The sequence below is a fragment of the Rhodobacteraceae bacterium M382 genome (genome assembly GCA_025141015.1).
In the GTDB taxonomy this organism is placed as follows: Bacteria; Pseudomonadota; Alphaproteobacteria; order Rhodobacterales; family Rhodobacteraceae; genus Aliisedimentitalea; species Aliisedimentitalea scapharcae.
Genome location: CP081098.1, coordinates 759,352 through 781,084 on the forward strand (window position 1 = coordinate 759,352; position 21,733 = coordinate 781,084).

Genomic DNA, 21,733 nt, shown 5'->3' on the forward strand with positions numbered 1-21,733 from the left:
GGAAAGGAAAGTGGACTCATGGCTTTAGATCTGGCTACTTTCGCAGAAGAAAAAGGCATCAAGTATTTCATGATCTCCTTCACCGATCTGTTCGGTGGACAGCGGGCCAAATTGGTTCCCGCCCGGGCGATCGCGGATATGCAGGAAGATGGCGCAGGATTTGCCGGGTTTGCGACCTGGCTGGACCTGACACCAGCGCACCCCGACATGTTGGCCGTGCCGGATCCGGATGCGGTGATCCAGCTGCCTTGGAACAAGGAAATCGCCTGGGTTCCGGGCAATTGCGTGATGGAAGACGAAGACGTTGCTCAGGCACCGCGCAACGTATTGCGCCGCCTGATCGCCGAAGCCGCTGAAGAAGGGCTGCACGTCAAGACCGGCATCGAAGCCGAATTCTTCCTGCTGACTCCGGATGGAGAGCAGATTTCGGACGAATTCGATACGGCGGAAAAACCCTGCTATGACCAGCAGGCGATGATGCGCCGCTTGGACGTCATCCGCGAAATCAGCGACTATATGCTGGAACTTGGCTGGGGTGCGTATCAGAACGACCACGAAGACGCCAATGGCCAGTGGGAAATGAACTGGGATTTCGACGACGCCCTGGCGACCGCCGACAAGCACAGCTTCTTCAAATTCATGGCGAAGTCGGTAGCCGAAAAGCACGGCTTCCGCGCAACCTTTATGCCGAAACCTGTCGAAGGTTTGACCGGCAACGGGTGTCACGCGCATATTTCGGTCTGGGATGCGCCGGGTTCGGATTCTAAGGTCAATGTGTTTGCCGCTGAAAAGGGCGAAGGTCAGATTGCCGAACTGGGTCTGTCTGAACAGGGTGGACACTTCTTGGGTGGCATCATGAAACATGCCTCGGCTCTGGCAGCGATCACCAACCCCACCGTGAATTCCTACAAGCGGATCAACGCGCCGCGCACCATGTCTGGTGCCACCTGGGCTCCGAATACCGTGACGTGGACCGGCAACAACCGGACGCATATGGTTCGCGTGCCTGGTGCTGGTCGGTTCGAACTGCGCCTGCCCGATGGGGCGGTGAACCCTTATCTGCTGCAGGCGGTGATCATCGCTGCCGGTCTGTCGGGTATCCGGTCCAAGGCCGATCCTGGCCCGCGCCGCGACATCGACATGTACGCAGAGGGTCACAAGATCACCGACGCACCCAAGCTGCCGCTGAACATGCTGGACGCTATGCGCTTTTATGACGAAGACGAAGAGCTGAAGTCGATGATGGGCGAAGAATTCTCCAATGCCTATCTCAAAATGAAGCAGCAGGAGTGGAATTCCTTTGTGAACCATTTCTCGCGTTGGGAGAAAGACAACACTCTGGATATCTGATCCCCTGATATCCTGTGTGTTTTGTGCCTGGCCGTTCCCCCCGGCCAGGCCTTTTTCATTTCAAGACAAACTTCCAATAGATGAGGCTGTCGCATTTGGGGCAACGGCTGTCGCACCAGCCGACCACATGGGGTTTCGGACAGTTTCAGCATAATTTTTCGGTCATTTTTCAACTTGGATGTTGACTAACAGGAATGAAAATTAATTAATGGGAATATATTTTCGACAAGAGAGTCGGAAGAAATCCAGAGTTCAGCCCATCTCATCCCATGGATGGGTCCAAAGCAAAGCCCTGCAAAGGCAGGGGCCACCAGGGAGAGAGACATGAGCTATAAGAGCGACATTGAGATTGCGCGCGAGGCGCAGAAGAAGCCTATTCAGGAGATTGGTTTAAAGATCGGGATTGGGCATGAGGATTTGTTGCCTTATGGTCATGACAAGGCGAAGGTATCGCAGTCTTTCATCAACTCTGTTCAGGGCAATGATGATGGCAAGCTGATCCTGGTGACGGCGATCAACCCGACGCCTGCGGGCGAGGGCAAGACCACGACGACAGTTGGTCTGGGTGATGGTCTGAACAAGATCGGCAAGAACGCGATGATCTGTATTCGCGAGGCGTCCCTGGGTCCGAACTTTGGCATGAAGGGTGGTGCCGCAGGCGGTGGTTACGCTCAGGTTGTGCCGATGGAGGAGATGAACCTCCACTTTACCGGTGACTTCCACGCGATCACCTCGGCGCATTCTCTGCTGAGCGCGATGATCGACAACCACATCTATTGGGGCAACGAATGCGAGATCGACACCCGTCGCGTCGCATGGCGTCGTGTTGTCGACATGAACGACCGTGCCCTGCGGGTGATCACCGCGTCTTTGGGCGGCGTGTCCAACGGGTTCCCGCGCGAAGCCGGTTTTGACATCACTGTTGCGTCCGAAGTCATGGCGATCCTGTGCCTGGCCAACGACCTGAAAGACCTGGAAAAGCGTCTGGGCGACATCATCGTTGCCTATCGTCGTGACAAGACCCCGGTTTACTGCCGCGACATCAAGGCCGAAGGCGCGATGACCGTTCTGCTCAAGGACGCGATGCAGCCGAACCTGGTGCAGACCCTGGAAAACAACCCGGCGTTTGTACACGGCGGTCCGTTCGCCAACATCGCCCATGGCTGTAACTCGGTCATTGCCACCAAGACGGCGCTGAAAATCAGCGACTATGTGGTGACCGAAGCCGGTTTTGGTGCTGATCTGGGTGCTGAAAAGTTCATGAACATCAAATGCCGCAAGGCAGGCATCGCACCGTCCGCGGTTGTGCTGGTTGCCACCGTGCGCGCGATGAAGATGAACGGCGGCGTGGCCAAGGCCGATCTGGGCGCTGAAAACGTCGAGGCCGTGAACGCGGGCTGTGCCAACCTGGGCCGTCACATCGAGAACATCAAATCCTTTGGTGTGCCGGTTGTGGTTGCGATCAACCATTTTGTCACCGACACCGATGCCGAAGTTGCTGCGGTCAAAGCCTATGCCGAAACCCATGGTGTCGAGGCGGTTCTGTCGCGTCACTGGGAGCTGGGGTCCGAAGGGTCTGCTGATCTGGCGCGCAAAGTTGTTGAAATCGTTGATGCGGGTCAGGCCAATTTTGCCCCGATCTATCCCGATGAGATGTCTTTGTTCGACAAGATCGACACCATCGCCAAGCGGATCTACCGCGCGGACGAAGTGCTGGCCGACAACAAGATCCGCAACCAGCTGAAGGAATGGGAAGAGGCCGGATACGGCAATCTGCCGGTCTGCATGGCGAAAACCCAATATTCCTTCTCGACGGATCCGAGCTTGCGCGGTGCGCCTGTGGGCCATTCGGTTCCGGTGCGCGAAGTGCGCCTGAGCGCGGGTGCGGGCTTTATCGTTGCGGTCTGTGGTGAGATCATGACGATGCCGGGTCTGCCGCGCAAACCGGCGTCCGAAAGCATCCGCTTGAACGACGACGGCCAGATCGAAGGCTTGTTCTAAGGCGGAAATTGCGACATTCAGCGGCCCGGGGAAACCCGGGCCTTTCTGAGTTTTACCCTATGTTTGGGGGCGCAGTGCACATCGGATTGCGCCACCACAAAGACCGGCCCGTTCCCCTTCTGTTAAGACGAAGCAAATTCTGGGGCCGGGGCTATGACAACCATGACGACGATGACGACATCAAAACTGCCACAGGCCAGACCACCCCAAGAGTGTGCCGACATGGGTGCCTTGCGGGCGCAGATTGACCGGTTGGATGGCGATTTGATCGCGATGCTGGCGCTGCGGGCGGGCTATATTGACCGGGCGATTGCGCTCAAGTCCGACAATGGCTGGCCTGCGCGTATTCCGGATCGGGTCGAGGAAGTGGTCGCCAATGCCCGCGCCGCGGCAGAGACCAAAGGTCTGGACCCGGATCTGGTCGAAGATCTGTGGCGGCGGCTGGTGGAGTGGTCGATTGCCCGCGAGGCGCAGGTGATCCGGGAAGTCTGAAGGATACGAGATTAGGCGGATCTTTACCTGTCCGCTGCACAAAGGAAGAGAGAGCAATGGCTGCAAATATCATTGATGGGAAGGCCTTCGCGGCCACCGTACGGGAAAAAGTGGCGGGCCACGTGTCGCGCCTGAAGGAAGAACACGGGATCACGCCGGGTCTGGCGGTTGTGCTGGTGGGTGAAGATCCGGCCTCCCAGGTCTATGTGCGCTCGAAGGGCAAGATGACCGTCGAGGTCGGTATGAATTCGATCGAGCACAAGCTGGACGCGGACACATCAGAGGCGGATCTGCTGGCGTTGGTGGATCAGCTGAACAATGATCCGGCGATCCACGGCATCCTGGTGCAGCTGCCGCTGCCCAAGCATCTGAACGAAGACCTGGTGATCAATTCGATCAGCCCGGCCAAGGATGTGGACGGGTTCCACATCTCGAACGTGGGCCTGTTGGGCACCGGTCAGAAATCGATGGTGCCCTGCACGCCGCTGGGCTCGTTGATGATGCTGCGCGACTATCACGGCAGCCTGTCGGGCATGAACGCGGTTGTGATCGGGCGCTCGAACATCGTTGGCAAACCGATGGCGCAGCTGCTGCTGGGTGACAGCTGTACGGTGACCATCGCGCACAGCCGCACCAAGGATCTGCCGGACGTGGTGCGCGGCGCCGATATCGTGGTGGCGGCCGTGGGCCGTCCCGAAATGGTACAGGGCGACTGGATCAAGGAAGGCGCCACCGTGATCGACGTGGGCATCAACCGCATCCCGGCACCGGAAAAGGGTGCCAATGAAGACGGAAGCCCCAAGATGAAGCTGGTCGGCGACGTGGATTACGCCTCGGCCGCACAGCGCGCCGGTGCCATCACCCCGGTCCCCGGCGGCGTCGGCCCCATGACCATCGCCTGCCTGCTGGCCAACACCGTCACAGCCGCCTGCCGCGCCAACAACCTGCCCGAACCAGAAGGCCTCACAGCCTGATCCGCGGAAAACCAACAAACAAACCATCAAAGGCGGCCCACCTAAAGGGCCGCCTTTGTCCATTTCCCCCATCGGTCCAACCCGTTCGGCCAGCTAGAATTACAACTTCAAACAGCAGATCCCATGCGGGGTCATAGACCCAGATAGGCGATCCCCGAAAATGTCACTGCGACACTGACCCATTGTGCTTTGGTCATGCTTTCGCGCAGCAAAGCCCAGGCCAGGATGACGGTTATCAGGCCAAAGAGCGAAGAGCTGACCGAGGAAAATTCGGGGTTGGGGAGATTCCCCGACATGAGCACCAGTCCCAAGGCGAGCGCATCAAGCAGGCCCATAGCGATCAAAACCGGCAGTGTTCGCAAAGTTGGCAGGAATGCGCTGCGGTGTGCCAGAACTGCGATTGCGATGGTCGCAACACCAGCCAGGCGTGTGGCAACCAGAACCGGCATTTCGGAACCGGCCTGGGTTGCCGCGTGACCCAGCGCAAAGGACGCTGAAAAACAGGTCGCCGCCAGAATGCTCCAAAGGATCGCGGCGGTGCTTGCTGTCCCTTCCTCTTCGTCTTTGGATAGAATGGCGACACAGCCAACGCCTCCGACCACGACGAACACTGCCAGCCACTGATCCAAGGTGGATGTTTTGCCCTGCAGGCTGGCCAGTGCAACAGACAGGATGGGAAAAGACCCGATAATGGGGGCAACAAGTTTAACGGGCCCAATCGCAAAGGCCCGATATATCCCATACGAGCCACCGGCGAATACGGCTCCAGACAGGCAGGACAGCGACAACGCCAGGCCGCTCGGCAATGACAGTTCACCGTGAAAGAATGCGGCAATAGAGACCAGAATCGCACCAGTCAGAAATACGGTTAAAATGGCGGATGGGATGCTGGTTCGTGGAGCGACCAAGCGAACGCAGAGGTCGTGAACCCCCCAGGCCAAGGCCGCGGCGAGCCCCAAGATCAATGCCTGCATGGGTGTACCTCCTCATATGCGGCACCTGGGCCACGGAATGTGTCGCATCTCAACAATGGGTCGTTTTTTATGATGAAATGCAACTCGACTGTTGCTTAGAGTGCAGGGGCTGGATATTCTTTTCAATAAATAAATATTCCACAAATGCAAAAAATGTGGAGCTAAGACCAGGGAGAAGGCACGATGAACGATATGAGCTTTCCACAAGTTCCCAGCGGACCACCGAGACCGTCCGGCCTGTACCAGCCTTCGGTCTTTTCGCTGCCGCCCGGAACCGAGCGCTATAATGTTCAGGGTTGCGGGGCCATTCTGATTGCGGTGGAGGCCGGTGACCAGATCGCTGTGTCCAACGACGAAGGGGGGCAACCCTGCGAAATCGTGGCGACCGACAAGACCGGGGCGATAGATGCTGGTGTGATCGGTGCCCTGGCAAACAGCGACGCATCTGGTCTGAAGGCACTGTTGGAATCATCGGTTCAATCCTTGCGTGGCCTGCGCATGGGATTGGAAGCCCGGGGAATAGATTTGGCCTTGGGTGGAGCGGTTCGGTTCTTTGATGCTGGAACACCTGCGAAAACCGAGCAGACGTTTGTGGTTCAGCGTGATGGTGTTGTCGTTATTGCGGCACCCGGCGGTATCATGGATTTCGAGGTACAAGATACAGCGACGCCGCTCACCGTGTTGGTCAAGCGTGCTGTGATCAAACAGGTTGCCCGGTTTGAATTGCCTGATCCGCTGGCGGATCCCGTCGCCGACATTCGGATTCATAATGCAACCGCCCAAAGCTATTTCGTGAAAGCGGGCGACTATATCCAGATCATTGATGTGGACGGTCGCCAATGCACCGATTTCCAGTGTTTTGCCGCGCGTAAGCTCGACAAAGGTATCGAACACGCGCTGGATGTGACGACAACCAGAACACTGATGGGGCATGCCTATCCGATGCCGGGCCTGCACGCGAAATACTATGATCAGGACATGTTGCCGCTGATCGAGGTGGTACAGGACACAGTAGGGCGGCATGACGCTTTTGCATTGGCATGTGCTGCCAAATACTATGACGACATCGGTTATCCGGGACATGCCAATTGTTCCGACAATTTTAACGGCGCACTGGCACAACATGGTGTGGCGTCGCGTGCGGGCTGGATGGCCATCAACTTCTTCTTCAACACCGGGCTCGACGATCACGGCGTGATGTTCGCTGATGAACCCTGGACCCGCCCGGGTGATTATGTGTTGTTGCGGGCCTTGACCGATCTGGTCTGTGTCAGCTCGGCCTGTCCGGACGACACCAGTGCGGCCAATGGCTGGAACCCCACCGACATTCATGTCCGCACTTACAGCGGCGAAGAAAAATTCCAACGATCTGTCGCGATCCGTGCGACCCCTGAATCGGAGCCCAAGATGACCCAGGAAACCGGTTTTCACGACCGCCTCAGCAAGATGACCCGCAACTTTGTCGAGTACAAGGGCTATTGGTTGGCCAATTGTTATGCCGAAGCCGGGCCGATTGAGGAATATTGGGCGTGTCGCGAAAAATGCGTGGTGCTGGATCTGTCTGCTCTGCGGAAATGGGAGATCACCGGCCCGGATTCCGAGGCGCTGTGTCAATATATCTTTACCCGAAATATCAAAAAGCTGGCAGTAGGGCAGGTGGTCTATACCGCTATGTGCTATCCACACGGGGGCATGATCGACGATGGCACCGTGTTCCGTCTGGGCAAGGATAATTTCCGCTGGATCGGCGGTGACGACTATGGTGGGGAGTGGATCCGCGAACAGGCCGAAAAGCTGGGTTTGAACGTTCTGGTGCGGTCTTCGACAGACATGCAGCACAACATCGCTGTGCAGGGACCAGAGAGCCGCGATCTGCTCAAAAAGATCATCTGGACCATGCCGCACAATCCAAAGTTGGAAGAGCTAGGGTGGTTCCGATTTACACCTGCGCGGATTGGTGATGACCAGGGTATTCCGATTGTGGTGTCCCGGACGGGTTACACCGGCGAACTGGGATATGAGATTTTCTGCCACCCCAAGCACGCGGGTGAGGTGTTTGATGCGGTCTGGAAGGCAGGGCAGGAGCATGGCATCCGCCCCATGGGCCTCGAGGCGCTGGACATGGTGCGGATCGAGGCCGGTCTGATCTTTGCCGGGTATGATTTCAGCGACCAGACTGACCCGTTTGAGGCTGGCGTTGGTTTCACCGTGCCGCTGAAATCAAAGGAAGATGATTTTGTCGGGCGAGATGCCCTGATCCGACGTAAAACCACGCCCGCGCGCAAGCTTGTGGGTCTGGACATCGATTCCGCGATCGATGTGGGACATGGCGATTGCGTGCATATCGGTCGCGCCCAGATTGGCGAAGTAACGTCGTCGATGCGGTCGCCCCTGTTGGGCAAGAACATCGCGTTGGCCCGGGTTGATGTGGCCCACGCCGAGGTCGGAACCGAGGTGGAAATAGGGAAACTTGACGGACATCAAAAACGACTGCCCGCCAAAATCGTAGCCTTTGCCCATTATGACCCGAAGAAGACGCGACCTCAGTCTTGAGCAGTGTCCAACCCGGTGCAAAGGGAGAGTTGAATGGTTCGGAAATTGATTGACGAGATCGGCGGAGAAGAAACGCTGCGCGCTTTGGTGGAGCATTTCTATGACCTCGTCGAGGAAAACCCCGAAGGTGCGCAGATCGTCAAGCTGCACAAACGAGGCCATGGTATGGGGCACGCGCGGGTCGAGCAGTTCAACTTTCTGTCCGGTTTCATGGGAGGTCGGAAGTATTACCAGGAAAAACACGGCCATATGGATGTGAAACTGATGCACGAACATGTGCCGATCACAACTGAAGATGCTGAAAACTGGCTGAAATGTATGGATCAGGCGCTGTTGGATCTGAAACTGGCCGGCCCAGGTGTCGAAAGACTGCGGGCTGTGTTCCGGCGCGTGGCGCTGATGTTGGTCAATGATCTGGCCGAATGGGGTGAAAAACGATTGCCAGCCTGAGGGCAGCACCCGTGTTTGTTTCGGGAGCCTCCGGCGGGAGTTTTTTTGGCGAGATGAAGGGGGGGGCGGGGTTTTTGGCCCCGCCGTTTTTATTGGGGCTTACATAGGAAAACCTGGACATCGGCAACATTGGTGCCGGTGCCGCCGGTCATAACCAAAGCGTCCGCCGCAGCCAGCGCGGCATAGCTGTCGTTATTGTCCAGTAATGCCTGAGGATCCTGTCCGGCCTGCTGTATGTGAGACCAGGTTTGCGGGGTTACCAGGCCGCCTGCGGCGTCTGTGGGGCCATCGCGGCCATCTGTGCCACCAGACAGAAATACCCAATCACCGGGAATGTCTTTGGCGCGCTGTGCGACACGCAGGGACAATTCCTGATTGCGCCCGCCGGTGCCGGTTCCGATGATTTGAACGGTGGTCTCGCCCCCAAAGACAAGAGCGATGGGTTGATCCCGTGGGGCGGTTTGTGCGGCTTGAATGACGGTCTCGGCAGCCGCCTGAACATCTCCGACCAGCCGGTGGGTGATCAGCCGGGCGGTCCATCCCTGATCGGCCGCCAATGCCATCATCGCCTTGAGGCTGTAGCGGTTTGATCCGATGAGCGTGTTGGTCGCCGCAGGCAATGTGTCGGATGACACGTCAGGCTGCTCCAGATGCGTTTTGACGGCAACGGGCGCGGTGTCCCAGATGCCGGCACTCTGCATGATTGCGCGGGCGTTGGCCCGCGAGCCAATCGGAGCCACCGTCGGGCCAGATGCGATGGCGCGCAGATCGTCTCCAATGACATCGGACAGGATATAAGCCTGAACCTGAGCGCCCCGTGCATGGCGCAGCAGTCCGCCCCCCTTTATGTCCGAAAGCTGTTGACGGATCAGGTTCATGTCGTTGATTTCCAGCCCTGAGGCCAACAACAGTTTGTTCACGGCCGTCTTGTCGGCCAGGGTCAAACCGGGGGCGGGGGCAACCATCAGCGCCGATCCGCCACCAGAAATCAGGGCGATCAAGCGATCATTTTGCGACATACCTTGAACCATGCGAATAGCGGCGAGACCTGCGGATTCGCTGGCTTCATCTGGGACAGGGTGGGATCCAGATAGAACTGTGGCTCCCGGAATTTCTATTGCATTTTCGGGGTTTGTGATCACCAGAGCCTGTGACGGGGTCGGAAATATTTCCAATGCGGCGCGCATCATCGGGATCGCGGCCTTGCCCACTGCGAGGATGAAATTGCGACCTCCGTCTGGTAGGTCAGAAAGCGGGGATGACTGAAGTTGTTGGTGCAGGGCCCGGGCTGGATCAGCCCTGTCGATGGCGGCCTGAAACAAGGCCAGGGCGGTGCAGTTAAGGTCAGTCATTGGGGGCTCCCGCGATATGGATCAAGCCGCCCCGGAAACGAACCAGGGCGGCTGGGGTCTTGTGAAGATCGTGGGCTGACGCCCCGGGTGGAAATCAGTTTCCGGCGATCTGCTTTGCTTTTTCCACCAGAACTTCTGCCTGACGAATAGATGCATAGTCAATCAGACGGCCGTCCAACGAAACTGCACCTTTACCGGCAGCTTCGGCTTCAGCCATCGCTTCGAGAATACGGTGGGCCTTGGTCACTTCGGCGTCCGACGGAGACATCACTTCGTTGGCCAGGGCGATCTGGCTGGGGTGGATGGCCCACTTGCCTTCGCACCCGAGAACCGCGGCACGTTTTGCAGCGGCCTTATAGCCTTCGGGATCCTGAAAATCACCAAACGGGCCGTCAATTGGACGCAGGCCATTGGCGCGTGCAGCGACAACCATGCGTGCAAGAGCATAGTGCCACATGTCACCCCAATGTACGTCGCGCGATCCGTCGGTGGCGGGGTCGGTCAGGACCGAATAATCGGGGTTCACACCACCGATGATCGTGGTGCGTGCACGCGTCGAAGCAGCATAGTCAGCGACCCCGAAATGCAGCGATTCGTTTCGTTTGGATGCAGCGGCGATTTCGGACACGTTTTGCATGCCCAAAGCGGTCTCGATGATGTGTTCGAAACCAATGCGTTTCTTGTAACCTTTGGCGTCTTCGATCTGGGTGACCATCATGTCCACCGCATAGACGTCAGCGGCGGTGCCAACTTTGGGGATCATGATCAGGTCCAGGCGCTCGCCAGCTTGCTCAACAACATCGACAACGTCGCGATACATGTAATGAGTGTCCAGGCCGTTGATTCGGACGGACATGGATTTGTTGCCCCAGTCAATGTCATTCAGAGCCTGAATGATGTTCTTGCGGGCCTGTTCCTTTTCGTCGGGTGCGACGGCGTCTTCGAGGTCGAGGAAGATGACGTCAACATCAGATTTTGCAGCTTTTTCAAACATTTGAGGCTGGCTTCCGGGGATGGCCAGTTCGCTGCGGTTTAGACGGCCGGGGGCTTGTTCGATAGCGTGGAATGACATGAGAAACGCTCCTTTTTCGCGTTGCAATTGGCGGGGCTGGTTCTAGGCATCCAACAGCAAGGGGTTTCCTGTCAAGAAGAAAATTTTCATACTAATACTTGGGCGCGCGTGGTGCGCGGGCGCTGCGCGCGTATACGCACGCGCGCGAGTCCGCCCATGTTGCCAGGTCACCCTCCCGTTCCGAAATCGCCCCGCTCGGCGCGGGTGGCATAGTAGAACGCGATGGCCTGGGCGCGGTTCTTGACCGAGAGTTTTTCGTAGAGGTTCGAGAGATGGAATTTTACCGTGTTTGTGGTGATTCCCAGCTCCTTGCTCAACTCTTTGTTCGTTAACCCCTTTGACAGAGCTTCGAGCATCGTGCGTTCGCGCCGAGACAGTTGTTCGATCGGATCGGTCTGCAGGTCGCGTACGTCCAGGAACGGGAAAACCATTTTGCCCCCCGCCACGGCATGGCACGTGTCGAGAAGACTCTCCACCGCGCTGGATCGCGCTGCAAATCCCGCTGCCCCGGCGCTCATTGCCTTGCGTGGGGTTTCGGAGCCTTCGTCGCCATAGACCACCAATTTGGGCGCGTTGGCCTGATCCCGCAGGACCTCGATCAATTTGGCACCACCCAGAGCCGGCAGGTTCCAGTCGATGATTCCGACTTGAACCGGGACGCGCATGACGGTTCCCAGGAACCCTTCAGCGGTTGAAGAGGTCGCCACGAGCGAGAATCGCGGGTCCTTTTCGAAAATCTCGGACATTGCGGTGAGCACCAGCGGATTTGAGTCAGCGAGCATGACCGAAATCGGGGAAACTTTGTCGCTTATCGTAGCCATTTTGTATCCTTTGGTCGAAAACAACCCAAATGGGTAGGTAGATATTCGGTATACTACGGTATTTTTACCTAAATGGGTAGGTATAAACCCATCTATTTAGATACCCAAAAGCAGGATATAGGGATGTTGTGAGTTTTGTCGACCTAGGTTTTGCTGAGGACAAGCGATGTTGCCTGACGGGAAATATTTTTGCCTACTAGCGAAAATGCCGGAAAAGCTGATGCATCGGCGCGAACGCAAACCTGACTAGAGGTCCGATACAATGACTGAACCCACGATCTTCCCCAGCCTGGAAATCCCCGAGACTTTGGCTGCGGGCCCTGGCCCCGGCAACACTGACGCCCGTGTTCTGGCGGCTTTCGCCAACACCGGCCTGGCGGACCACATGCAGGCTGATGTGCTGCGCGGCATGATCGAATGCAAAGGCATGTTGCGTGATCTGTGGGGCACCACCAACACCTATACCTACGGTGTCGGTGGTACTGGTTTCTCCGGTTTGGACTGTATGCTGAATGCGATCCTGCCCGGTGACAGCGTTGTCGTTTTCATGAACGGCACCTTCTCGGGCATCGACGCGATGACAATCCGCATGAAGGCCGCAACCCGCGAAGAGTTGACCGCTAACCCGATGAACCCGCAACCCGCGAATGTGACCGTGATCGACGTTCCCCATGGTGAATCGGTATCGGGCAAACATGTCGACGAAGTTCTGGCTGACAAGAAACCCAAATGGGCCTTTATGGCGCATTGGGAAACCGGGTCTGGCCGCATCAATGATCTCCAGGGTTTTTCAGACGCTTGTGAAAAACACGGTGCCATGGGTCTGATCGACGCGGTGTCGTCGCTGGGCATCGAAGACTTTTCGATCGACGATTTTCCCGGTGTGGTCGGTTGGGCGTCCTGCCCGCAAAAAGGCGTGCTGTGCTTGCCGTTGACCTACGCGCCTGTATCTTTCAGCGACCGCTACATTGAAACGGTCAAAGAAAACGGCTGCCATTCCTATGTGCACAACCCGATCCTCGAAGCCCGTCATTGGGGTGTTGTGGACGGACAGGATGTGGCCGCGGGCACCTATCACCGCACGCATTCCGGTTACGCGGTTGCCGCCTTCCACGAAGCGCTGCGCATCACGCTCCAGCACGGCCGCGCCCAAAAGGCCCGCGATTATGCGTTCCATGAAAAGGCCCTGCGCGACGCCGTGACGGCCATGGGGTGTGACGTGACCAGCAACATGACAAGCCTGGTGGTTCTGAACCTGCCTGGTGATCTGGCTGGCCGTGAAAAAGAGCTGGTGGGCAACTGCCGCGCAGTAGGTTTCGGCATCTGGCCGACCTTGTCCGAACCAGTCCAAGTCCGCATCGGGATCCTGAACCAAATCACCCAGTCCCAGATTTCGGACATTGTGAACCGGTTTGGCAATGCGATGAACGACATGGGCGCATCGGTTGACATGGACGCGATCAACGCTCTGCTCGACCGGCACTATGACGCAGCCCTGGCTGCTGAATAACACGATCCATAGGGAGGAGAGATCCAATGGATGTACATGAGTATCAAGCCAAGGAAGTTCTGAGCAACTTTGGTGTTACAGTGCCCCCCGGGGCGCTGGCCTATAGCCCGGAACAGGCGGCCTATCGCGCGCGCGAATTGGGTGGAGACAAATGGATCGTCAAAGCCCAGGTGCATGCCGGTGGCCGTGGCAAGGCGGGCGGAGTCAAACTGTGCTCGTCCGATAGCGAGATCCTGGAAGCCACCGAGGGCATGTTCGGCAAAAAGCTGGTCACCCATCAAACCGGCCCCGAAGGCAAAGGCATCTATCGTGTCTATGTCGAAGCGGCAGTGCCGATCGCGCGCGAGATCTATCTGGGCTTTGTTCTGGACCGCCAATCGCAGCGGGTGATGATCGTCGCCTCGTCCGAAGGTGGCATGGAGATCGAAGAGATTTCGGCCGAACGTCCCGAGTCGATTGTGCGGTCGACCGTGGAACCGGCAGTTGGTCTGCAGGATTTTCAGGCGCGGGAAATCGCGTTCAAGCTGGGCATTGATCCGACCATGACGCAGCAGATGGTGCGCACGCTCAAGGGCTGCTATCAGGCGTTTTCCGAATTGGACGCGACAATGGTTGAAATCAACCCGTTGGTCGTAACGTCGGACAACCGGGTGATCGCGCTGGACGCCAAGATGACATTTGACGACAACGCTCTGTTCCGTCACCCGCAGATCAGCGAACTGCGTGACAAAAGCCAAGAAGACCCGCGCGAAAGCCGTGCGGCCGATCGTGGCCTGAACTATGTCGGTCTGGACGGAAATATCGGCTGTATCGTGAACGGTGCAGGTCTGGCCATGGCGACAATGGACACCATCAAGCTGGCCGGAGGCGAACCCGCCAACTTCCTCGACATCGGAGGTGGCGCGACACCAGAACGTGTCGCCAAGGCATTTCGTCTGGTGATGTCGGACAAGAACGTTCAGGCAGTTCTGGTGAACATCTTTGCTGGGATCAACCGTTGCGACTGGGTCGCTGAAGGTGTCGTTCAAGCGCTGAGGGAAGTTCAGGTCGATGTTCCTGTGGTTGTCCGTCTCGCCGGTACCAATGTCGAAGAGGGTCAGAAAATCCTGGCGCAATCCGGTCTACCGCTGATCCGTGCGACGTCGCTGAACGAAGCCGCCGAACGCGCCGTGGGTGCGTGGAAAAACGATCTCGATCAAAACACTCGTGTGAGGGCTGTCTGATGAGCATTCTTCTCGATCGCGAAAGCAAAGTTATTGTCCAGGGGATCACCGGCAAAATGGCCCGGTTCCACACCAAGGACATGATTGAATATGGCACCAATGTCGTTGGGGGCGTGGTCCCGGGCAAAGGCGGTGAAACCGTCGAAGGCGTGCCGGTGTTCGACACCGTCAAGGAAGCTGTGGCAGCCACTGGTGCCGACGCGTCTCTGGTGTTTGTACCGCCTCCGTTCGCAGCGGATTCTATCATGGAAGCGGCAGACGCAGGCATCAAATATTGCGTCTGCATCACCGACGGCATCCCTGCTCAGGACATGATCCGCGTGAAACGCTACATGCGCCGCTACAAGAAAGAGGATCGCATGATCCTGACCGGCCCGAACTGTGCCGGAACCATCAGCCCCGGCAAGGCGCTGTTGGGGATCATGCCAGGTCATATCTATCTTCAGGGCAATGTGGGCATCATTGGCCGGTCCGGAACCTTGGGATATGAGGCCGCAGCGCAGCTCAAAGAGCTGGGCCTGGGAGTCTCGACTTCGGTTGGTATTGGCGGTGATCCCATCAACGGGTCTTCGTTCCTGGACATCCTGACCTGGTTTGAAAACGATCCCGAGACCAAGGTAATCTGCATGATTGGTGAAATCGGTGGCCCACAGGAAGCTGAAGCCGCCGAATACATCAAGGAAAACGTGACCAAACCGGTGGTGGCCTATGTCGCGGGTCTGACCGCACCCAAAGGCCGGACTATGGGCCACGCAGGCGCGATCATCTCGGCGTTTGGTGAATCTGCTTCGGAAAAGGTGGAGATCCTCGAAGCAGCCGGCGTGACCGTCGCTGAAAACCCGGCCGTGATTGGCGAAACCATCGCCCGGGTCGTGAATGCTGCCTGATCCGTCCTGCGGATAAGGCACCTAAGGCGCTTCGCCTCCTGTCCGGGGCAATGGAGGGGGCGAAGCGTCACAATTTCACAGTCGCTTGAGGGAGAGACGTCATGCAAAAGCCCAAGGTTCTCGTTACGCGTCGCTGGCCAGCTGCAGTCGAAGCCCAGCTGAGCGAACGTTTTGACACCGTGCTGAACACCGGTGACAAGCCATTGAACGAAATCGAAATCCGTGATGCGCTGCGCAGTTTTGATGCGGTTTTGCCAACGGTGACCGATACGGTATCTGCCAAGGCGCTGGATGTTTCGCAGCCCCAGGCGCGTATTCTGGCCAATTACGGCGTCGGCTACTCCCATATTGATATGGAGCGTGTGGCCGATCACGGTATGATGGTTACCAATACCCCTGACGTTCTCAGCGAATGCACCGCCGACATCGCTATGACGCTTTTGCTGATGGTGGCGCGTCGCGCAGGAGAAGGTGAGCGCGAATTACGTGCCGGTCAGTGGACCGGTTGGCGCCCGACACATCTGGTTGGTACCAAGGTTTCGGGCAAGACGTTGGGTGTCGTCGGATTTGGCCGCATTGGTCAGGAAATGGCCCGTCGCGCCCATCATGGGTTCGGAATGAAAATCATTGTTCAGAACCGGTCACGCGTGCCCCCCGACGTGTTGGCCAAATTCAATGCTGTTCAGGTCGACAGCCTCGAAGATCTGATGCCGCAGTGCGATTTCATCTCGTTGCATTGCCCGGGCGGTCCGGCCAATCGCAACCTGATCAACACCCGCATGATGAACCTGATGAAGCCAGACGCGTTCCTGATCAATACAGCCCGCGGTGAAGTGATCGATGAACTGGCGCTTAGCCGGGCATTGATGTTTGAAACCATCGGAGGAGCTGCTCTGGATGTGTTTGACGGCGAACCCCGGATCAACCCCGATCTGCTGCAATGCGACAACCTGGTGATGTTGCCGCATCTGGGCTCTGCCACCCGCGAGGCGCGCGAGGCCATGGGTTTCCGCGTTGTTGACAACCTCACCGATTTCTTTGAAGGGCGCGATCCACGTGACCGCGTAAGTTGATATGAACCGTCCTGCCGAAGCCGATCCGACACCCGCCCCCGACACAGGGTATGCAGCCGCGCTGCGCGTGGAACTGCGGGCCCTTTGGTTGGATGTTCTCAAACAACGTGCACCCGAAGTCGCCCAGAGAATCCAATCCGGTACCCGGTGGACCCTCAAGGACCCCAATAGCGCGATTCCGCATTTGCAGGCCCATAACATCTGGTTCCAGCTGCTGAAGATCATTGATGAAAACGCTGCAATGCGGGACCGCCGCAATGCTGAAACCCAAGACGGCCCCCAAGCGGTTGAGGGCAGTTTTGCTCTGGCTTTGGAGCAGGATGGGGCATTGGCGACTCCCGAACGTTTGACCCAGGTGATTCAGGGTCTGTCGTTTGGGCCAACGCTGACCGCCCATCCGACCGAAGCCAAACGTGTGACGATTTTGGAAATCCACCGGCGCATTTACCGGGGGCTCGTTTCGCTGGAAGAAAAGCGCTGGACGCCACGCGAACGTGCGGATCTGCTCGAAGACCTGCGAGCGGAAATTGATCTGCTGTGGCTGACCGGAGAGTTACGCCGGGAACGCCCGTCACTGAATGATGAAATCCAATGGGGGCTGCAGTTCTTTCGCGACAGTCTTTTCGATGCAGTGCCTCAGCTGTTTGACCGTTTTATCGCAGCTACCGCCCCAATCACCGGCCAAAAGGATGATGTGACACCCTGTCTCAAATTCCATTCCTGGATTGGCGGCGACCGTGACGGCAACCCCAATGTCACGGTCCAGGCTACGGCTCAGGCTTTGGGAGCCAACCGGTTGGCCGTGTTGGAAACCTATCTGAGCGATCTGTCCAGGGCGGCCGCGCGGATTTCGATTTCCTCGGCGATCTTGTCGTTGGCCGGTCCCGATTCCGATGCCATCCAGCGCATTGTCGAAACTTCGAACCCTTACAAGGCGTTGCACCAGAACACGGGCGAAATCTTCCGTCAGGCGCTTGAAGCGATCCGAACCCGGATCTCGGACACGATAGACAGGGCTGGAACGGCCTATGATCATGTAGATGACTTTATCGCTGATCTGTGTGCAGTCGAGGCGGCTTTGGGGAATCTCGGGGCTGATCGTCTGGCGGATCGCTACATCCGGCCGATCCGCTGGAAAGCTCAGGTGTTCGGCTTTCGTACAGTCACATTGGATATTCGCCAGAATTCAACCGTCACGACGCAAGCGCTTACGGATATCTGGAGCCGTACCGGAGACACGCCAACCTATGGCACAGCCGAGTGGTCTCAGCGTCTGCGCCGGGAATTGGGGAGCGCCTCTCTCAGCTTTGTGGATCCGACACAGTTGAGCGATCAAAGCGCGGAGCTCATTGGCCTCCTGGGGCTGATGAAACAGACGGTCGGTGGGGACGATCCCAGTGCGTTGGGCCCGTTTATCCTGTCGATGACCCGGTCTACGGATGATCTTCTGGGGGTTTATCTGCTGGCTCGATACGCCGGATTCGGTGCCGAAAAGGCAACCCTGCGCGTGGTGCCGCTGTTTGAAACCATCGACGATTTGCGCGCAGCTCCGCGCATTCTGAATGGGGTGTTGGATGTTCCCTTTGCCCGTCGTTCGCTCAAGGATGGCAGTGGTCGGATCGAGGTCATGTTGGGGTATTCCGACAGCAACAAGGACGGTGGCTTTGTTTGTTCGACTTGGGAACTGGAAAAAGCGCAGCGCTTGATTGCGCGTACTTTGGCAACGCATCGTTTGCAGCCGGTGTTTTTCCATGGGCGCGGTGGATCAGTCTCGCGCGGGGGGGCACCGACAGAACGTGCGATTGCGGCCCAACCGGCAGGCACCGTTGCGGGCAGGCTGCGGATCACCGAACAGGGTGAAGTTGTCAGTTCAAAATACGCCAATCGTGGCACTGCGTTACAGCAGCTGGAATTGACGGTTTCCTCGGTGTTGCGTCATTCTTTGCGCCCCGACATTCCGGCACTGAACCCCGATCACGAAGACGCATTCGAAGCCTTGTCGGGGATGTCCCAAGCGGCCTATTCCAACCTGCTGAATACGCCAGGCTTCATCGACTATTTCCAGCAGTCCAGCCCGGTAGAGGAACTGGCCATGCTCAAGATCGGGTCGCGTCCGGCGCGCCGGTTTGGAGCCAGTTCGCTGGACGATCTGCGCGCAATCCCATGGGTGTTTGCCTGGTCTCAGAATCGCCATATGATCACGGGCTGGTATGGGTTCGGCAGTGCTGTTTCCAGCTTCCGTCGCTTTCGCGGAGCCCAGGGCGAAGCCATTCTCAAGGAAATGTTTCACACGGCACCCTTGTTCCGATTGGTTGTGGATGAGGTTGAAAAAGCGCTGTTCCTCGCTGACATGGACATTGCCCGGACGTATGCGTCGCTGGTGGAAGACACGCAAACCCGCGATCTGATGTTTGGATCTGTGCTCAAAGAATACCAGGCCAGCCGTGAAGCTCTTGCCTTCTTGACGGGATCCTCAGAACTGGCCCGTCGCTTTCCCAAATTGCGAACCCGGTTCGATCGGATTCGCGACATGTTGCATGACATTCATACGGTACAGGTTTCCTTGTTACAGGAAAACCGAGCCGCCGCATCGCCGACATTGCCCATTCCTCTGATGCAATCCATGAATTGCGTCGCTGCTGGTTTGGGTTGGACCGGATAACATATTACCACTAGGAGCCCCGAACATGACCGACACCCCCCGCGACACTGGTTTTTTCACCGAGTCACTCTCGACGCGCGACCCTGAGCTTTATGGCGCAGTGACGGCCGAGCTTGGCCGTCAGCGCGATGAGATCGAGCTGATTGCCTCTGAAAACATCGTCTCGGCCGCCGTGATGGAAGCCCAGGGCAGCGTTCTGACCAACAAATATGCCGAAGGCTATCCCGGGCGTCGCTACTATGGCGGTTGCCAATATGTGGACGTGGCCGAAAACCTGGCTATCGACCGCGCCAAGCAGCTGTTTGGCTGTGACTTTGCCAATGTGCAGCCGAATTCAGGCAGCCAGGCGAACCAAGGCGTGTTCCAGGCGCTGCTGCAGCCGGGCGACACCATTCTGGGCATGAACCTGGCCTCGGGCGGTCACCTGACCCACGGGGCTGCGCCCAACCAGTCGGGCAAATGGTTCAACGCCGTGCAATATGGCGTGCGCCGGTCCGACAACCTCATCGACTATGACGAGGTCGAAGCCCTGGCCAAGGAACACCAGCCCAAGATGATCATCGCGGGTGGCTCGGCCATTCCGCGGGTCATCGATTTTGCCCGGATGCGTGAGATTGCTGATATGGTTGGTGCCTACCTCCATGTTGATATGGCGCATTTCGCCGGTCTGGTTGCCACAGGCGAACATCCCTCGCCGTTCCCGCATGCGCATGTGGCCACGACCACCACGCACAAGACCCTGCGCGGTCCGCGTGGGGGCATGATCGTCACAAATGATGAAGCAATCGCTAAGAAGGTGAATTCGGCGATCTTCCCCGGTATCCAGGGTGGCCCGCTGATGCATGTGATCGCGGCCAAGGCCGTGGCCTTTGGCGAAGCGCTCCGCCCCGAGTTCAAAGCCTACATGCGTCAGGTGCGCCTGAATGCCGACGCGCTGGCCGATCAGCTGATCAAAGGCGGGTTGGACATCGTGACCGGCGGCACCGACACCCATGTCATGCTGGTCGACCTGCGCCCCAAAGGCGTGACCGGCAACATCGTGGACAAGGCCCTCGGCCGTGCCCATATCACCACCAACAAAAACGGCATCCCGTTTGATCCGGAAAAACCGACCGTAACCTCGGGCATTCGTCTGGGCACACCCGCAGGCACCACCCGCGGCTTTGGCGAGGCGGAATTCCGCGAGATCGCGGATATGATCATCCAGGTCGTCGACGGTCTGGCCGCCAACGGAGAAGACGGCAACGCCGATGTCGAAGCCACGGTCCGCGCCCAGGTGGCCACTCTCTGCGCGCGCTTCCCGCTCTATCCGAACCTGTAAACCACAGGATCCTTAACAACCTCTCAAACCCCGCCGCATTCCGCCGGCGGGGTTTTTCATTCCAAACCCGCAACACCACGCTTCCGTCCAGCCGCCCCAGCCCAGCTCGCGACCACACGGCACACCGCCCGCTTCGGCTTCTTTCTGGTCACAAATACCTCGGGGGAGCAGCCAAAGGCTGCGGGGGCAGAGCCCCAATCCGCGCACAAACGCAACACACCCAAACACAACGGACAATAAACCCGTCCCGCGCGGGGGGGCTTAGGCCAATTTGACTATCGGGCGATCATGAGATGTAGCCCGGATAGGGCTGGCGCAACACAGCCGTTGCCATCATACCCGACAGGGTGGTCAGGTCAAAAACCGGTAGCCCCAATTGCTGTTGCAATCGCCACGCATAGGGCGGCAGATCCGTGCATTCCAATACAATAGCCCGGATGTCTGGGGCGCGTTCGACCAAGATCCGCCCGGCCTGCAACAACTCTTCGGTTACCTTATCCAGATCCATGACGGTCCGCTCGTTTCGCAGGATCACGGAGGCAAATTCCTCAGTTTCGTCAAGCCCTTGAACCGCAATCGGAATATCGGCTGCACCGACGCCGCGCAGGTGCGCGTCAGTCAAGGACACAGCGGAAGCGGTCAGAACACCAACGGGTGCCTGGGTCATGTGATGGACCATGGGCACCTGGATCAACGCGGAGACAAACACGGGGATAGATACGGCTGCTGAGATTTCGGCCTGAAACAGGGCCAAAAACCCGCAAGATCCAGTGATCGCGCGTACGCCCTTGGCTTCCAGCCGTTTGGCTGCAGCGATCAGGCGATCTTTCATTTCGCCAGTAGGGTTGCCAAGAAGCTCGGGAACCGTAATGCCATCCAGCATTTCGTACATGACCGTAAAACCCAGGCTTGACGGGTTTTTGATATGACCAGGTGGTTTGGGAAAGTAGCTCTCCAAAGACAATATACCGATGGTGATGCCGCAGATGTTTTGTCCGCCAGGGTGGGTAACCATGGG

The 21,733-nt window shown here is 57.8% G+C and carries 17 protein-coding genes; 12 read left to right on the forward strand and 5 right to left on the reverse strand.

Going from position 1 to position 21,733, the window contains the following annotated elements:
• The first annotated feature begins 18 nt into the window (after nucleotides 1-18).
• The 4 genes from glnT to folD all read left to right on the forward strand — a co-directional run bounded on the left by glnT (nucleotide 19) and on the right by folD (nucleotide 4,817).
• Nucleotides 19-1,350, forward strand: coding sequence for a type III glutamate--ammonia ligase (gene glnT / locus K3727_03370; protein ID UWQ91859.1), 1,332 nt, complete (start codon nucleotides 19-21; stop codon nucleotides 1,348-1,350).
• A 324-nt stretch (nucleotides 1,351-1,674) separates the two neighbouring features.
• Complete coding sequence (locus K3727_03375; protein ID UWQ91860.1) at nucleotides 1,675-3,351, forward strand: formate--tetrahydrofolate ligase; 1,677 nt, start codon at nucleotides 1,675-1,677, stop codon at nucleotides 3,349-3,351.
• Nucleotides 3,352-3,573: 222 nt separating this feature from the next.
• Nucleotides 3,574-3,843, forward strand: a complete 270-nt coding sequence (locus K3727_03380) for a chorismate mutase (protein UWQ93258.1) — start codon at nucleotides 3,574-3,576, stop codon at nucleotides 3,841-3,843.
• 56 nt (nucleotides 3,844-3,899) lie between these two features.
• Nucleotides 3,900-4,817, forward strand: coding sequence for a bifunctional methylenetetrahydrofolate dehydrogenase/methenyltetrahydrofolate cyclohydrolase FolD (gene folD / locus K3727_03385; GenBank protein ID UWQ91861.1), 918 nt, complete (start codon nucleotides 3,900-3,902; stop codon nucleotides 4,815-4,817).
• A gap of 131 nt (nucleotides 4,818-4,948) precedes the next feature.
• Here folD and K3727_03390 read toward each other — a convergent pair whose 3' ends face one another.
• The gene (locus K3727_03390) at nucleotides 4,949-5,791 is read right to left on the reverse strand and encodes a DMT family transporter (GenBank protein ID UWQ91862.1); all 843 of its coding nucleotides are present in this window, start codon (nucleotides 5,789-5,791) and stop codon (nucleotides 4,949-4,951) included.
• A gap of 183 nt (nucleotides 5,792-5,974) precedes the next feature.
• Here K3727_03390 and tdm point away from each other — a divergent pair, with 183 nt between their 5' ends.
• Both tdm and K3727_03400 read left to right on the forward strand, forming a co-directional pair.
• A complete protein-coding gene (gene tdm / locus K3727_03395; protein UWQ91863.1) occupies nucleotides 5,975-8,344 on the forward strand; it encodes a trimethylamine-oxide aldolase Tdm in 2,370 nt (789 codons plus the stop codon).
• Nucleotides 8,345-8,377: 33 nt separating this feature from the next.
• Nucleotides 8,378-8,794, forward strand: coding sequence for a group II truncated hemoglobin (locus K3727_03400; protein UWQ91864.1), 417 nt, complete (start codon nucleotides 8,378-8,380; stop codon nucleotides 8,792-8,794).
• A gap of 89 nt (nucleotides 8,795-8,883) precedes the next feature.
• Here K3727_03400 and K3727_03405 read toward each other — a convergent pair whose 3' ends face one another.
• From K3727_03405 to K3727_03415, 3 genes are all read right to left on the reverse strand, one after another.
• Entirely contained in the window at nucleotides 8,884-10,146 is a 1,263-nt protein-coding gene (locus tag K3727_03405; GenBank protein ID UWQ91865.1) for a DUF4147 domain-containing protein, read from the reverse strand.
• A 94-nt stretch (nucleotides 10,147-10,240) separates the two neighbouring features.
• On the reverse strand, nucleotides 10,241-11,218 hold the full coding sequence (locus tag K3727_03410) for a CoA ester lyase (GenBank protein UWQ91866.1): 978 nt from the start codon (nucleotides 11,216-11,218) through the stop codon (nucleotides 10,241-10,243).
• 167 nt (nucleotides 11,219-11,385) lie between these two features.
• Entirely contained in the window at nucleotides 11,386-12,000 is a 615-nt protein-coding gene (locus K3727_03415; protein UWQ93259.1) for a response regulator transcription factor, read from the reverse strand.
• Between the two features lie 301 nt (nucleotides 12,001-12,301).
• Between K3727_03415 and K3727_03420 the strand changes: the two genes are divergently transcribed.
• The 6 genes from K3727_03420 to K3727_03445 all read left to right on the forward strand — a co-directional run bounded on the left by K3727_03420 (nucleotide 12,302) and on the right by K3727_03445 (nucleotide 20,715).
• Nucleotides 12,302-13,549: an aminotransferase gene (locus tag K3727_03420; protein UWQ91867.1), complete on the forward strand. Its 1,248-nt coding sequence runs from the start codon at nucleotides 12,302-12,304 to the stop codon at nucleotides 13,547-13,549.
• A 26-nt stretch (nucleotides 13,550-13,575) separates the two neighbouring features.
• The gene (locus K3727_03425) at nucleotides 13,576-14,772 is read left to right on the forward strand and encodes a malate--CoA ligase subunit beta (protein UWQ91868.1); all 1,197 of its coding nucleotides are present in this window, start codon (nucleotides 13,576-13,578) and stop codon (nucleotides 14,770-14,772) included.
• Complete coding sequence (sucD, locus tag K3727_03430; GenBank protein ID UWQ91869.1) at nucleotides 14,772-15,659, forward strand: succinate--CoA ligase subunit alpha; 888 nt, start codon at nucleotides 14,772-14,774, stop codon at nucleotides 15,657-15,659. Before K3727_03425 ends, sucD begins: the two co-directional genes overlap by 1 nt.
• Before the next feature lie 101 nt (nucleotides 15,660-15,760).
• Nucleotides 15,761-16,732 (forward strand): D-glycerate dehydrogenase, encoded by a 972-nt coding sequence (locus tag K3727_03435; GenBank protein ID UWQ91870.1) that lies wholly within the window; start codon nucleotides 15,761-15,763, stop codon nucleotides 16,730-16,732.
• A 1-nt stretch (nucleotide 16,733) separates the two neighbouring features.
• Complete coding sequence (locus K3727_03440) at nucleotides 16,734-19,394, forward strand: phosphoenolpyruvate carboxylase (protein UWQ91871.1); 2,661 nt, start codon at nucleotides 16,734-16,736, stop codon at nucleotides 19,392-19,394.
• Between the two features lie 25 nt (nucleotides 19,395-19,419).
• Nucleotides 19,420-20,715 carry a serine hydroxymethyltransferase gene (locus K3727_03445; protein UWQ91872.1) on the forward strand — a complete coding sequence of 432 codons (1,296 nt, stop codon included), beginning with the start codon at nucleotides 19,420-19,422 and terminating at the stop codon, nucleotides 20,713-20,715.
• 286 nt (nucleotides 20,716-21,001) lie between these two features.
• Here the strand turns inward: K3727_03445 and K3727_03450 are convergent, their stop codons facing one another.
• Nucleotides 21,002-21,730, reverse strand: a complete 729-nt coding sequence (locus tag K3727_03450; GenBank protein ID UWQ91873.1) for an aspartate/glutamate racemase family protein — start codon at nucleotides 21,728-21,730, stop codon at nucleotides 21,002-21,004.
• Between the last annotated feature and the right edge of the window lie 3 nt (nucleotides 21,731-21,733).

Excerpts from the sequence above, each read along its gene's own strand:
- glnT (UWQ91859.1), top strand. The coding sequence starts at position 19 with ATGGCTTTAGATCTGGCTACTTTCGCAGAAGAAAAAGGCATCAAGTAT.
- K3727_03375 (UWQ91860.1), top strand. The coding sequence starts at position 1,675 with ATGAGCTATAAGAGCGACATTGAGATTGCGCGCGAGGCGCAGAAGAAG.
- K3727_03380 (UWQ93258.1), top strand. The coding sequence starts at position 3,574 with ATGGGTGCCTTGCGGGCGCAGATTGACCGGTTGGATGGCGATTTGATC.
- folD (UWQ91861.1), top strand. The coding sequence starts at position 3,900 with ATGGCTGCAAATATCATTGATGGGAAGGCCTTCGCGGCCACCGTACGG.
- K3727_03390 (UWQ91862.1), bottom strand. The coding sequence starts at position 5,791 with ATGCAGGCATTGATCTTGGGGCTCGCCGCGGCCTTGGCCTGGGGGGTT.
- tdm (UWQ91863.1), top strand. The coding sequence starts at position 5,975 with ATGAACGATATGAGCTTTCCACAAGTTCCCAGCGGACCACCGAGACCG.
- K3727_03400 (UWQ91864.1), top strand. The coding sequence starts at position 8,378 with ATGGTTCGGAAATTGATTGACGAGATCGGCGGAGAAGAAACGCTGCGC.
- K3727_03405 (UWQ91865.1), bottom strand. The coding sequence starts at position 10,146 with ATGACTGACCTTAACTGCACCGCCCTGGCCTTGTTTCAGGCCGCCATC.
- K3727_03410 (UWQ91866.1), bottom strand. The coding sequence starts at position 11,218 with ATGTCATTCCACGCTATCGAACAAGCCCCCGGCCGTCTAAACCGCAGC.
- K3727_03415 (UWQ93259.1), bottom strand. The coding sequence starts at position 12,000 with ATGCTCGCTGACTCAAATCCGCTGGTGCTCACCGCAATGTCCGAGATT.
- K3727_03420 (UWQ91867.1), top strand. The coding sequence starts at position 12,302 with ATGACTGAACCCACGATCTTCCCCAGCCTGGAAATCCCCGAGACTTTG.
- K3727_03425 (UWQ91868.1), top strand. The coding sequence starts at position 13,576 with ATGGATGTACATGAGTATCAAGCCAAGGAAGTTCTGAGCAACTTTGGT.
- sucD (UWQ91869.1), top strand. The coding sequence starts at position 14,772 with ATGAGCATTCTTCTCGATCGCGAAAGCAAAGTTATTGTCCAGGGGATC.
- K3727_03435 (UWQ91870.1), top strand. The coding sequence starts at position 15,761 with ATGCAAAAGCCCAAGGTTCTCGTTACGCGTCGCTGGCCAGCTGCAGTC.
- K3727_03440 (UWQ91871.1), top strand. The coding sequence starts at position 16,734 with ATGAACCGTCCTGCCGAAGCCGATCCGACACCCGCCCCCGACACAGGG.
- K3727_03445 (UWQ91872.1), top strand. The coding sequence starts at position 19,420 with ATGACCGACACCCCCCGCGACACTGGTTTTTTCACCGAGTCACTCTCG.
- K3727_03450 (UWQ91873.1), bottom strand. The coding sequence starts at position 21,730 with ATGGTTACCCACCCTGGCGGACAAAACATCTGCGGCATCACCATCGGT.